This window comes from Ruegeria sp. N4 (assembly GCF_056531425.1).
The window spans coordinates 77,849-90,244 of the sequence record NZ_JBQFLT010000003.1 but is presented as its reverse complement, the minus strand read 5'-3'; the positions used below and the strand labels follow the sequence as shown (position 1 = coordinate 90,244).

Annotated in this window: 10 protein-coding genes; 5 read left to right on the top strand and 5 right to left on the bottom strand. The window is 59.4% G+C overall.

Going from position 1 to position 12,396, the window contains the following annotated elements:
* The first annotated feature begins 136 nt into the window (after positions 1 to 136).
* Positions 137 to 1,195 carry a cell division protein ZapE gene (gene zapE, locus ACR0LW_RS06930; protein WP_480781241.1) on the top strand — a complete coding sequence of 353 codons (1,059 nt, stop codon included), beginning with the start codon at positions 137 to 139 and terminating at the stop codon, positions 1,193 to 1,195.
* A 76-nt stretch (positions 1,196 to 1,271) separates the two neighbouring features.
* On the opposite strand, the gene ACR0LW_RS06925 is transcribed toward zapE, so the two are convergent.
* From ACR0LW_RS06925 to ACR0LW_RS06910, 4 genes are read right to left on the bottom strand one after another with little or no spacing between them, the layout of a single operon-like run.
* On the bottom strand, positions 1,272 to 2,546 hold the full coding sequence (locus ACR0LW_RS06925; RefSeq protein WP_480882029.1) for a bifunctional folylpolyglutamate synthase/dihydrofolate synthase: 1,275 nt from the start codon (positions 2,544 to 2,546) through the stop codon (positions 1,272 to 1,274).
* The gene (gene accD, locus ACR0LW_RS06920) at positions 2,543 to 3,475 is read right to left on the bottom strand and encodes an acetyl-CoA carboxylase, carboxyltransferase subunit beta (RefSeq protein WP_480882028.1); all 933 of its coding nucleotides are present in this window, start codon (positions 3,473 to 3,475) and stop codon (positions 2,543 to 2,545) included. Before accD ends, ACR0LW_RS06925 begins: the two co-directional genes overlap by 4 nt.
* 59 nt (positions 3,476 to 3,534) lie before the next feature.
* Entirely contained in the window at positions 3,535 to 4,425 is an 891-nt protein-coding gene (locus tag ACR0LW_RS06915; RefSeq protein WP_480882027.1) for a CPBP family intramembrane glutamic endopeptidase, read from the bottom strand.
* Positions 4,418 to 7,525: an ABC transporter transmembrane domain-containing protein gene (locus tag ACR0LW_RS06910; protein ID WP_480882026.1), complete on the bottom strand. Its 3,108-nt coding sequence runs from the start codon at positions 7,523 to 7,525 to the stop codon at positions 4,418 to 4,420. The genes ACR0LW_RS06915 and ACR0LW_RS06910 overlap by 8 nt, the downstream gene beginning before the upstream one ends.
* Positions 7,526 to 7,775: 250 nt before the next feature.
* On the opposite strand from ACR0LW_RS06910, the gene ACR0LW_RS06905 reads away from it, so the two are divergent.
* The 3 genes from ACR0LW_RS06905 (at position 7,776) to ACR0LW_RS06895 (ending at position 10,513) form a co-directional block, all read left to right on the top strand.
* Positions 7,776 to 8,537: a DUF6478 family protein gene (locus ACR0LW_RS06905; protein WP_480882025.1), complete on the top strand. Its 762-nt coding sequence runs from the start codon at positions 7,776 to 7,778 to the stop codon at positions 8,535 to 8,537.
* Positions 8,538 to 8,548: 11 nt separating this feature from the next.
* Entirely contained in the window at positions 8,549 to 8,908 is a 360-nt protein-coding gene (locus ACR0LW_RS06900; protein WP_480882024.1) for a hypothetical protein, read from the top strand.
* A gap of 78 nt (positions 8,909 to 8,986) precedes the next feature.
* On the top strand, positions 8,987 to 10,513 hold the full coding sequence (locus ACR0LW_RS06895) for an MFS transporter (RefSeq protein WP_170735997.1): 1,527 nt from the start codon (positions 8,987 to 8,989) through the stop codon (positions 10,511 to 10,513).
* 166 nt (positions 10,514 to 10,679) lie between these two features.
* Here the strand turns inward: ACR0LW_RS06895 and ACR0LW_RS06890 are convergent, their stop codons facing one another.
* On the bottom strand, positions 10,680 to 11,270 hold the full coding sequence (locus ACR0LW_RS06890) for a TetR/AcrR family transcriptional regulator (protein ID WP_170522577.1): 591 nt from the start codon (positions 11,268 to 11,270) through the stop codon (positions 10,680 to 10,682).
* Positions 11,271 to 11,389: 119 nt separating this feature from the next.
* Here ACR0LW_RS06890 and ACR0LW_RS06885 point away from each other — a divergent pair, with 119 nt between their 5' ends.
* Positions 11,390 to 12,337 carry an alpha/beta hydrolase gene (locus ACR0LW_RS06885; RefSeq protein WP_480882023.1) on the top strand — a complete coding sequence of 316 codons (948 nt, stop codon included), beginning with the start codon at positions 11,390 to 11,392 and terminating at the stop codon, positions 12,335 to 12,337.
* The last annotated feature ends 59 nt before the right edge of the window (positions 12,338 to 12,396 follow it).

Sequence of the window (12,396 nt, the reverse complement as noted above, 5' to 3'; positions counted from 1 at the left end):
ATTCCTGCGCCTGCGCCGTGACCTTCTGGCAATTGGACGGGCCATTCACCTAGGCACCACAACGATCCCGCAAAATTGATGCATTGTCCGAAATGACGCTTTTCAAGCCCGGGGGTCAAAGGTAAGGCTCGGGTTTATGACGGATTTGATCTCGCTTTACGACACCCGCATTGCCGAAGGCATTTTGACCCGCGACGACGCGCAAGAGGCTGTTCTGCCACATTTCGAACGGATCCGCGCCGCGCTGGCCGCGCCGGTGAAACGTGGGTTGTTTCGCAAGGCGCCACCTGCACCGCAGGGATTGTACCTGTGGGGCGGTGTCGGGCGTGGCAAGTCCATGCTGATGGATATGTTCGTCGACAGTTTGCAGGACATCCCCGCGCGGCGCGTGCATTTCCATGCCTTCATGCAGGAAATTCACGCCGGGATGCACAAGGCGCGGCAGGACGGGGTTGAGGATGCGCTTGCCCCTGTCGCGCAAGCGGTCGTGAAATCCGTGCGTTTGCTGGCCTTTGATGAGATGCAGATCACCGATATCACCGACGCCATGATCGTCGGGCGGTTGTTCGATCTGCTGCATGAGGGCGGGGTTGTGGTCGTGACGACCTCGAACCGTCATCCGGATGAACTGTATAAGGACGGGCTGAACCGGCAGCTGTTTCTGCCTTTCATCGCGCATATCAAAGAGCAGCTACAGGTGTGGGAGCTGGTCTCACCCACCGATTACCGCCAGAACCGGTTGGAAGGTGCGCCGGTCTATTTCACGCCGATTGGCCCCGAAGCCCGGCAGAGCATCCGCGCGGTCTGGAGCGATCTGGCCGGTGGTCCGGCTGATCCGCTGGTGTTGCAGGTCAAGGGACGGGCGGTCGAGCTGCCGCAGTTCCGCAACGGGATCGCGCGGGCTTCGTTTTATGATCTTTGCGGACGGATGCTGGGCCCCGCGGATTATCTGGCCATTGCCGCCGAGGTGAAGGTTCTGGTGCTGGAAGACATCCCCCGCCTGTCGCGCAACAACTTCAATGAAGCCAAGCGCTTTGTCACGCTGATCGATGCTTTGTACGAGGCGAAGGTGCGGCTGATCTGTTCCGCTGCCGCCGAGCCCGAAATGCTGTATGTCGAGGGCGAAGGGACGTTTGAATTCGAACGCACCGCCTCGCGCCTGAGGGAGATGCAGGCTGAGGATTGGGGGGCCTAGGGGGCTCTGCCCCCCCCGCCTTTGGCGGCTCCCCCGAGGTATTTTTAGCCAGATGAAGCCCTGCGGGCGGATCGCCTCAGCCGTTTTCGCGCAGGATATTGCCCGCAAGGTAGAGCGAGCCGCAGATCAGGATGCGGGCTTGTGGATCTTGGGCCACGATGGAGTTCAGCGCATCTGCAACGCTGCTGGCTGTGGTGGCGGGCAGACTGACTTTCGTCGCAGCCGCAGCGGTGTCTTCGGCGCTGAGCGTGGCGGTTTCACCGGGGATCGACACGGCGGTCAGGGTTTCGGCCTGCGCCGCCAGCGGGGCGAGATAGCCGGTCACGTCTTTGGTGTTCAGCATGCCGCAGATCATGTGGGTCGGGCGTTTGGGCAGTTTGGCCAGCACGTCCGCCAATGCGATACCTGCGGCGGCGTTGTGCCCGCCATCCAGCCAAAGCTCGGCCTGTGGGGCAGCTTCGACCAGCGGCCCGGTTTTCAGGCGTTGCATCCGGGCGGGCCATTCGGCCTTGGTCACCGCAGCCTCATGGGCATCGTCGCCCAGATTCAGGTGCCGCAGAACCGCCAGCGCGGCGCCTGCATTCTGGATCTGGTGCGCGCCCAACAGATTGGGCAGCGGCAGGTCGCGCAGGCCGGTTTCGTCCTGATAGATCAGGCGTCCGTTTTCCTCGGCCACATGCCAGTGCTGGCCGTGGGCAATCAGCGGCGCGCCGAGGCGGGCGGCGGTCTGTTCGATGACCTCCATCGCCTCGTCGTCTTGCGGGCCGACGATGCAGGGCACACCACGCTTGATGATCCCGGCTTTCTCCGCCGCGATCTTCGCCAGTGTGTTACCCAGAAACTGTTCGTGGTCGATCGAGACCGGTGTGATCACCGTGACCGCGGGCTGTTCGATCACGTTGGTGGCGTCCAGTCGACCGCCCAAGCCGACCTCAAGCAGGGTATAGTCCGCCTGCGCGCGGGCAAAGGCCAGCAGGGCGGCGCAGGTTGTGATCTCGAAATAGGTGATGTTTTCGCCGCCATTGGCCGCGTAGCATTCATCAAGCACGGCCGTCAGATCGGGTTCCGAGATCAGTTCTCCGGCCAGACGGATGCGTTCGTGGAACCGTGCCAGATGCGGTGATGTGTAGGCATGCGCCGACAGCCCTGCCCCTTCGAGCCCCGCGCGGATCATCGCCTGGGTCGAGCCTTTGCCGTTGGTTCCGGCCACGTGGATCACCGGCGGCAGTTTGGTTTGTGGGTTATCCAGCGCGTCCAGCAGACGCCAGACGCGATCCAAGGTCAGGTCAATGATCTTGGGGTGCAGCGCCATCATCCGGTCGAGGATGGCGTCCGATGTCTGCGCGGTCATTTCTTGTCCGTATCCTCGGCCGGGGCATCAGCCGCAGTGGCTTCGGGCTCCGGTGCAGGCAGATCGCCCTTGATCGCAGGGGGCTGTTTCATCAGCATCCGGGTGATGGTGATCAGTTCCTCGCGCATCTCGGTGCGTTTGGTCACCCGATCCAGCATTCCGTGATCCAGCAGGTATTCGGCGCGCTGGAAGCCTTCGGGCAGTTTCTCGCGGATGGTTTGCTCGATCACGCGCGGGCCGGCAAAGCAGATTAGGGCGTTGGGTTCCGAGATATGCACATCGCCAAGCATCGCGTAAGACGCGGTTACGCCGCCCGTCGTCGGGTGTGTCAGCACAACGATATAGGGCAGGTTCGCCTCTTTCAGCATTTCGACCGCGACGGTGGTGCGCGGCATCTGCATCAGGCTAAGGATCCCTTCCTGCATCCGCGCGCCGCCAGCGGCTGAGAACAGGATCAGCGGGCGCTTCAGTTTCACCGCCTCTTGCGCGGCGGCGATGATGGCGTTGCCGACATACATGCCCATCGACCCGCCCATGAACGAGAAATCCTGTGCGGCGGCAATGATCGGCGTACGTCCGATTTCGCCCGAAGCCACCAGCATCGCCTCTTTCTCGCCGGTCTTTTTCTGTGCGGCTTTCATGCGATCGGGGTATTTTTTCTGATCGCGGAAGTGCAGCGGATCGTCTTTGGGTGCGGGCACCTCGACCTCGGTGAAGATACCGCCGTCGAACAGATGGGTGAACCGCTCACGCGGGGTGATCGCCATGTGGTGACCGCACTGGGTACAGACATTCTGGTTTTCCGCCAGCTCGCGGTGGAACAGCATCGTGCCGCATTCGTCGCACTTGTGCCACAGGTTTTCGGGCACCTCGCGGCGCGAGAAGATCGAGTTGATCCGGGGGCGGACGTAGTTTGTGATCCAGTTCATGTCGGAACCTTGCTTGTGCGGCGTTGACGTCAAATAAGACGCTACGGAAAGAAATGCAATCAGCGCCTGATGGCAAGCCGTGCTGTAAGCCAACCGACAAACATTGCGACGAAATCCACCAGCAGCCATTGGCGCAACACGCCAGTTTCGGACATGTCATAGGGCAGCAGGTACAGGGCCAGCCCGCTTAGCGTGTCGGGTAGCGAGATAAACAGCAGCGCAACCGCATTGTTGAAGAAGTGCAAGGCGATAGCCGGGCCCAGGGTGCCGGACCGGGCCGTCAGGTCAGCGGCCAACAAGCCGAAGACACAGGACCAGACCGCGACGATCAGGGCGTTGTCACCGGCAAGACCCGGGGCGTAGTGACCGGCGGCGAACAGGGCCGATGGCACCCCCATCCAGATCAGTGGCGATCTGAACCGCACGGCCAGCGACTGTTGCAGGTAGCCGCGAAACAGGATCTCTTCGGCACTGGTCTGGATCAGCACTGCGCAGGCGGCGAAAGGCAGCACGATCAGCCAGACAGAGAACGGCAGATTCGGGGTCAGCGGATCGCCCATGCCATAAGGCGGCAGAACAGCCATCGCAATTCCAAGCAGCACAAGGGCCACAAACACGCGAAAGAACTGATGAACGGCCAAACGTCGCGGCCCCAGAATCGCGCTGAGCGGGCGGTGCTGCATCACCTGGGCTGCAACGGCCACGCCAAGGGTCAGAAAGCCAAAGCTGGCCAGCAAAAGAAGCGCACCGGATGTCGAGGTTCCCAACAAGAACCCCTCGACCTCGGACGGTGGGATCAGGCCCCCGATCAAGGCAAACAACACCGAGTTCAGTGCCAGATACAGCGCCATGACGATGACCAGCCCGGCCAGCAGCCGCCACAGCTCGGGCCGGGCACGGGCATCGCTGACCAGTTGCTCATGCGCGGAATAGGCCGTTGGCTCAGGCATCAGGGCCCGCACTTTCATCCTGAAGCGTCGTCGCAACTTCCGGGAAGATTTCCGATGGGTCCTTGGCGTTGTTGATACGCGTGGACAGCGTGGAAAGATAACCTGCCACAGTCTGCAACAGTTGCACGGCAACCCCGGCGTCGCTTTCGATCACGGCACGCAATTCTTCCGCGCCGATGCGCAGGAAGGTGCAATCCTCGGCGGCGGTCAGATCAAGCTGCCGTAGATCTCCGGTGATGATCGACAGGTCACCGATCAAACGACCAGGTTCGATGATCGAGATCGTGCGGCGGTTTCCATCCTCGTCGGACCAATCCAGATTGGCCTTGCCTTTGATGCACAGATACGCCGCATCCGGAACCTGCCCGCGCGAAAAGATCATCTGACCAGCGGCGACATCATACCATTGCGCCGAAAATGCCAGCAGGCGCTGGTTTCGCGCGTCGATGCCCGAGAACAGCTCGGTCGACGATATGATTTCAAGCTTACGGCTCAGATCGGCCGAGACGCTTTCTTCGTGCAGGGTCTGCGTGCGGGACACGCCGTCAATCCGGCCATCCTTGATCTCGATGAACAGATCATAGGCTTCGGGATGGGCAAAGTGATCCTCCATGAAGATCATGATCGAGTCCGGCAGCAGCTCGCGCAGTTTCAGGCGGGTGCGCAGGCGGCTTTCCGAATCGTGGCTGGCCAGCGCTTTGTCGAGGATCAGAACATCTGGCCGCTTGATACCGGCGCGCGAAAACGCGGCGCGTTCCTGAAACACCGTTGGCAGGTTGTTCCCGCCCAGACCCGATGGCAGATCGTAGATAATGGCCGCCGCGCGGCGCCGCAGTCCGGCCTGGTTCATAGCCTCGGCCACAACGTCCTCGATCTCGCCCGCATGGACGCCGGCGGTCAGAGAGATCCGCCCGTAGAGCGCGTTTTCAAGAACCGGCAGCATAGGGATATAGATATCCGGCGACAGCGGCAGGAACATACCGTTCATCGAACTGCGCAATTGTTCGCCCTGCCCCTGCCGGATCGCAAGGATCTTGTCCTTGTATTCATCGGGGAAATCCGCGCCGATCTGCTCTGCGGTCAGAAGGAAGGGCACGGTCAGCAGCAATGCGCTTTCTTCATCGCTCAGCTCACCGTCGCCTTTGCCCTTGCGGCGATCTTCGATGTCCAGCCAGCGGTGGTACATCTCTTTACTCATCCCAAGTCGCAGAAACAGCGGGTGATCGGTGCCGTCCCGGCCAAAGGTGCGGCTCAGCGTATCCAGAACCGCCTTCGAGATGCTCATCGCGTCATCGGCCAGATCATGCGCCCTGAGCATGGACAGGAAATGCCCGTCACTGGCCAGACTTTCGGGCGAGATATGACGTGTGGGGGCGGCATACAGCAGGTTGCCGCCCAGCGGGACAGCCGGGTTAAAGCGGTTGGGATCGAACCGATAGACATATTTGTCCAACCCCTTTTCGCGCAGACGTTCGGCAATGGTGTCCCGCAAATTGACGATTTCCTGCGCCAGAACGGGATGCAGCTTGGGATCAAAGCGCGACCCCAGCGTCCGGCGGAACATGAATTCGTCAATGCCCATCGCCTCGACCAGCTCGAACCACCAATTGCGGATATCGTCGATATTCTCCAACCCCGCGAGACCCGGATCGATCCATTCATCGCTGAGCGAATCCGTCGGGTTGCCCGAGCGCGCGGATTCGATCTGTCGCCGCGTCGGGGCCTTCTTATCGTCGCTTTGAGGCTGGGGATGCGTTCGCAGGGGCATCATCAGGTTGTCGCCCAGCGTTCCGTCAAACAGATATGGGCGCGAATAGGCATATCCGATGCGGGCCGCGATAACCGACTGATGCAATTCGCGCAAATCGTGCCCGGCCATGATCACGTCACCCTGAACCGGCAGAATCTCGCGCGTCAGCAGCTGACCCAAGGCGCTGCGCTCGGACGCGTGGGTGGACTGGATTGCCACGCGCGCGCCGTTGGGGATGACAAGATCAAGGTCCTCTAGAATGGTTTTGCCGTCACCATCCCGCACCGTTACATTCCGCAACTCGATATCGCCGTTCAGATGCGGGATCGTCTCGGGTTCGCCGTCAAACAGATGCTCGGGGATCATGTTGTCCGGGGCAAACCGCTCGGTCACGATTTCCCAGCGCAGCGACATGTCCTGCACCTGATTGTAATAGGTCAGAAGATCCTTCCACGGGCCACTCAGATCCTTGTACGCCCCAAGGGCCGCGACCAGAGCGCCTACCGTGATCTCGCCCTTGATCGCCAGATAGCCGCCGACGGAATAGAACAGAAACGGCGTCATCTGAGTGATCAGATTGTTGAGGAACTTCATGAAGAACTTTTTGTTGTAGATCTTGAACCGGATCTCGAACAGGTTCCCCAGCCGGTGGCTGAACTGCGCCAGCCGATAGCGCCAGCCGCCATTGGTGCGCAGATCGCTGATCCCGGCGGCGCTTTCGCCGATCTCGGAACTCAGGTGCCGGACCTCCTGAATGCGGTCCTTGTTCAGCAGGTTGATCTGGCGCTGCAGCTTGGGGATCAGCCAGGCCTGGAGAGGGATCAGGGCGATACTGGCCAACCCGAACCAGACGCTTTGCATGAACAGGAAGGTGACGATGGTCATCATCTGGCCGAACTGGAACACCGGCTGTGCAATGGCGTCGCCCATCAACCCGCCCATCGGCTCGGCCTCGGAGGTGATCATCGAGACCAGCTCGCCCTGGCTTGTCGTCGCAAAGTAGGATTTTGGAAAACGCATGGATCGGTTGATCAGCGTGAACCGCAACCGGCGCAGCATCCGCTCGGCCAGAACGCCCTTCATCGTGTTGATGCGCATTTTCATCAACCCGCTTGCGATCACGGTGGCCAGAAAGGCGCAACACAGGATCAGCAGGTAATGGACCTGTGTGAAGGTGATCCCCAACAGGGTCACCGTATCCCCCGGCGCCCCAATGGCGTCGTTGATGATCTGCTTGGGCAATTCCAGCGAGGCATACAGGAACGGAAATGACAAAACGGTCAGAACCAGCAGCACAAGTTGCTGTTTCTTCGAGTATTTCCAAATAAACGAAAACAGAGTGGGTTCCATGCACTGGCCTTGTCTGTAATGAAATTGTTGCGCCGAGGTTCCTAAGAAAGACCCACTTTAAGTCAGGTGGCAGACGGTAAGCACTGGCCCCGCGTAATACAAGAACGCTTGGGGTGTTTCTTGGCACGAAATCGGGGCCTGCGGGGGTGCGTCTTCAGGATTGGTGAATATTCGCCCCCTACTGTGCCATTCCGGGTTTGTCCCGCACCGCGTCTTTGACTAAAGAGGTACAACTTCGGACGATGGGACCATGGGCAGGATTCTGGATCGCTATATTCATCGACGGGCCATGCAGCGTTGGCGCACCGCCGCGCAGCAGGCGCAGGATGTGCCGCAGTCCAAACTGCGGCTTCAGCGCGATCAGGCCCGCGGGCTGCGGGCCCATCTGAACAAGCTGATCCATATTGCCGATGGGCGTCTTATCCGTCCCCAGATTGGCTCGGTTCAGTTTCCTAAGCCCGTCGGCACCGACTGGTCCTGGCGGCCGGACCTGTGGCGCGGACCTCTGACCCGACCGGGTGTGGCCTCGGCCCCGCGCAAGGCCGGGATTGACGGTCAGGTCACCCTGTTCCACGACTGTCCACAATCCGAGATCGCGGTTCGGCAAGTCCGAAACCGGGGCGAGGATGATCTGGCCCCGTTTAGCCTGGCGGTTGAGGCGTTCAGCTTCGAGGGCTCATTCCTGTCACTGTCCGTCGAACTGCCGCCCGAGGCTGCGCGGGATCTGACCAAACAACATCTGATGCGTGTCGATACGTTGATTGACAGCGAACAGAACTCGGGCGTTTTTGCACGCCTCAACATCCAGCACGGGCCAAACACCGAACAGGTGCTGCGGCAGATGGATTTATCCGTATCCCCCGTTGCGGTGGATTTCGATCTGGCGCATCTGCCGCTGAACGAGCGGCGGATCGAAAAGATCTGGCTGGACCTGATCTTTGAAAACCCGCGCATGAACCGCATCGTTCTGCGCGATCTGACCTTCTGCCGCCGCCACCGCGCCGATTTGTGAGACGACAGGACATGACGCAGCCCAGCTTGACCCCATCCAGCTTTGAAAACGGCATCTGGCAAGGCCATCTTGAAGCAGTCACGCAGCCTCAGATCGAGGCCCGCTATCTGGGCGAAACCCTGTCTGGGGTCGAGATCTCACCCGCCGATGGCGGTTGGACCGTCACAGTACCTGTTCCCGTTGCCGCCCTGTCCGAAGGCGTTCATAGCTTTGTCATCATCGACACGGCCAACACGCAGAAGCTGGGCGGTTTCACCATAATCGCGGGCGAGCCAGCTGCCGATGATCTGCGCGCCGAGGTCGAGCTGCTGCGTGCCGAACTGGAGATGCTCAAACGCGCCTTCCGCCGGATTTGCCGGGACGACGCCTGACCGCCTCGGGCCGGTTTCCCTATCTTTTCAGCCCTTTTCATGCATCATTGACCCATCGGGATCGAAAAAGGTGCGGATATGGAGCGGAGCAGCATCATAAAAGTCATCGCTTTGATGGTGACCGCCTTCGGCATCGGGATCGACTTTACCGGCGCCCTGATGCTGGTCCCGGCAATCGAGAACAGCTTTGACACCGATATCACCAGCACCCAATGGGTCCTGAATATCTATGCGCTGTTCTTTGCCATGACCATGGTAGCCGGGGGCCGCCTTGGCGATATGTATGGCCACCGCAAGATCATGATCATCGGCCTGACGATCTTTCTGTTTTCGTCGGTTATGTGTTTTGTGGCCCCCAGCCTCGATTTCCTGATCGGCGCGCGGGCGCTGCAAGGGATCGGCGCGGGCTGCGTCTGGCCCTGCACGCTGGCTTTCGGGGCCACCAAAGTCTCGCGTCAGGAACACCGCGCGCTGGTGATGGGCCTGATCCTGGCCGGCGTCACATCGGGCAATGTCTTTGGTCCGATGATCAGCGGGCTTGCCGTAAACCTGGGCGAGTGGCGCTATTTCTTCCTGGCCAATGTGATTTTTTCCTGCATCTCGATGGCCACCGCGCTGATCCTGATGGAACGCGAGACTCAGCACAAGCAGGGCGAGCATATCGATTTCGCAGGCATGGGCCTGTTGTCCCTGGCCGTGCTGCTGTTGCTTTACGGGCTTGATGTCGGCGCGGACTGGGGCTGGACTTCGGTTCCGCTGCTGCTTTTGTTCTTTGTCAGCGCGGTTCTGTTTTTCCTGTTCCCAAAGGTCGAGAAACGCGTGAAGGAACCGCTGCTGCTGCCGCAGATGATGCAGAACAAACAGTTCCGGATCACGCTGGGGCTAAATATGTTCAACGTCTCCGCCGCCTTTGTCGCGCTGCTGTATTTCCCGCAATACATGCAAAAGGTGCTGGGCTGGTCGACCTTTGCCTCGGCTTTGGGGCTGGCGCCGCTGACCGTTCTGCTGGCGGTCGGCTCGATCGTGTCGGGGACGCTTTACAATGATTTCGGGCCCAAGCGGCTGTTGTTCTGGGGGTATATGCTGGCCACCATCGGCTCGGCCAGCATTGTCCTTCTGCCCGGCGGGTTGGGGTATTTCCAGATCCTGCCCGGCATGGCGATGATCGGGCTGGGGGCAACGCTGACGGTTGGCCCGTCGGGCACCGCGGCAGTCTGTGCGGTCAAGCCCGAACGCGCCGGTCTGGTCGGCGGGCTGAGTTTCATGACCCACCTTGTCTACGGAGCGATCTCGGTCGCCTGCGCCACCGCGATCATGTATGTGGTGTCCCTGTCCAGCCTGCGCGACAAACTGGCCGCCGCCAAGATCACCCTGTCCGATACCGATCTGCGCGCCATCAACGGCGGCACACTCGATACCAATTCGGCCCGCGCGGTTTTAGCCAAGCTCGATGCGGATCAGGTCGAAGCGGTCAAATCCGCCCTTTCATCGGCCTTCAACAGCGGCATGAGCATGGCCTTTGTCTTTTCCACCATCTCGGTCTCGGTCGGTATTCTTCTGGCGCTGAGGCTGGACGAAAGCAAACTGCACAAGATCGAGGAATAACAATGGGCCGCGTTCTGGGCCATTTGTGTTACCGGAAAGGTCGCCGGGCCAAACGCGAAGTACAGTGCAACTGGCTACCGGAAATTTCGCTCTTACAGATTGACCCGAGAGTGCAGTAATCGGTATGGCGACGGTACGGGACAAAGCCAGCGTTCGCGATAACAGATCAAACGTCTTTCTTGTAGTGCGCGAGAAACATCGCGACGCAATCGTCCAAAACGTTCTTCGGCGTTGGGTTCTCGCCGAGGAAGAACTCTGGCCAGAAGAAGAAGTTTTTCACAAGCGCCAGAAGTTGGTTGGTCGCAAAACCCGGATCAGCCGTTCGGATCACACCTGCGTCCATGGCTTCGCTGATCAGCCTCGTTATCGGGTAGTCATGTGTTGCGGTTTCACTGAAGAATTGCCGGGATCGGTCAAGGTCACGGATCAATTCTGAGATCACCATTCGGTTCAATCCGATAGCTGTCTCATCAGTGATTACTCCAATGTACCGCCACAATGCTTCCTTCAATTGCTCAACGAAGTCGCGATCCGGATCATAGGGCACTGGCTCCATGCTCCGGTTCTGCTCCAGCATGATCTGTGAGATCGCCTCGAAAAGGGCCTCCTTGCTCTCGAAATGATTGTAGAGCGTGCGACTCGATACGTTCGCTTTTTTGGCGATTGAAGTGGTCTTTGCCCCCAGAAACCCCTGCTCTTTGAACTCGTCGATGGCTGCATCGATGATATCTTTTCTTTTCTTTTCAGTGCGCTTCACGATTTTTTCCTCAAAAAGTAAAAAGATGTGTTTACAAACGCCACCTCCTCACCATAAGTAAACACAACACTTTACTTTAGCAAGGCGCAAAGCTGCCTGACCCCGAAAGGATCAAGATTATGACAACCCAAAATCTCACAGCGGGTAAGAACGAAGTTACCTTCAAATCCTTTGGCGTGGATTTGGCCGGCGATCTTTACCTGCCCGAAGGCTTTGATGAAGCCAAGACCTATAAGGCCATCGTCGGGGCGAGCCCCTTCCCGCAGGTCAAAGATCAGATTCCAGCCACTTACGGCCCGGAAATGGCCGCACGGGGCTTCATCTACCTTGGTTTCGACTACCTCGGCATGGGCTCATCCCCTGCGCTGCCCGGAGAGCACAAGCAGTCGCGCTACATGTTCCGTCTGATCGAAAACACCTGGGACGCCGTATCTTACCTTGGCACTCTGCCCTTCGTTGACGAGATTTACGGGCTGGGTGTTTGCCAGGGCGGCTCGATCATTGCATCGGCTGCTGTGACCGATCACCGGATCAAGAAAATCGCCATGGTGTCAGGCATGATGGCCGCGGACGCGTTCCAGTGGACCGACCGTGACGCCGCGAACCAGTTGATCGCTTCCGCGAATGCGTCAACGCAAAAGATGTATGAAACCGGCGAGCCTGATTACGTTGCGCCGTTCGGATTGACCGACGAAATGTCCCGCGAGGAGTTCGTTGACGCGGCCGCCTACCCTGCCATGGCTGGCGAGACCTATGATTACTACGGCCGCGATGGTGCGAAAGGTCCAGTGGCGGTTGCGACTTTCACGAACATGCACATCGGCGATCAGCCCATGCAGTCGCTGATTTCCATCGGTGAAGCCTATGCGGACAAGATCGCGCAGCCCTCACTGACCATCTATGGCACAAATGCATTCACAGCGCCCTGCTCAACCCAATTTGTCGAAAAGCTAACGAATGAACACGAGGAACTGGCGTTTGATGAGTTCTCTCATGTGGACTTCTACTATAAGCCCGAAGCGGTAAAGGCATCGACGGACGCTGTTGCTGAGTTCTTCAAAAGGTGAAGTGATGAGGCAGAGGTCATACAATGGTCTCTGCCTCCTTGCTGACAAGCGAAAGTCGG

Coding starts and splice junctions, on each gene's coding strand:
- ACR0LW_RS06925 (WP_480882029.1), bottom strand. CDS start 2,546: ATGACCGCGCAGACATCGGACGCCATCCTCGACCGGATGATGGCGCTG.
- ACR0LW_RS06915 (WP_480882027.1), bottom strand. CDS start 4,425: ATGCCTGAGCCAACGGCCTATTCCGCGCATGAGCAACTGGTCAGCGAT.
- ACR0LW_RS06910 (WP_480882026.1), bottom strand. CDS start 7,525: ATGGAACCCACTCTGTTTTCGTTTATTTGGAAATACTCGAAGAAACAG.
- zapE (WP_480781241.1), top strand. CDS start 137: ATGACGGATTTGATCTCGCTTTACGACACCCGCATTGCCGAAGGCATT.
- ACR0LW_RS06885 (WP_480882023.1), top strand. CDS start 11,390: ATGACAACCCAAAATCTCACAGCGGGTAAGAACGAAGTTACCTTCAAA.
- accD (WP_480882028.1), bottom strand. CDS start 3,475: ATGAACTGGATCACAAACTACGTCCGCCCCCGGATCAACTCGATCTTC.
- ACR0LW_RS06895 (WP_170735997.1), top strand. CDS start 8,987: ATGGAGCGGAGCAGCATCATAAAAGTCATCGCTTTGATGGTGACCGCC.
- ACR0LW_RS06900 (WP_480882024.1), top strand. CDS start 8,549: ATGACGCAGCCCAGCTTGACCCCATCCAGCTTTGAAAACGGCATCTGG.
- ACR0LW_RS06905 (WP_480882025.1), top strand. CDS start 7,776: ATGGGCAGGATTCTGGATCGCTATATTCATCGACGGGCCATGCAGCGT.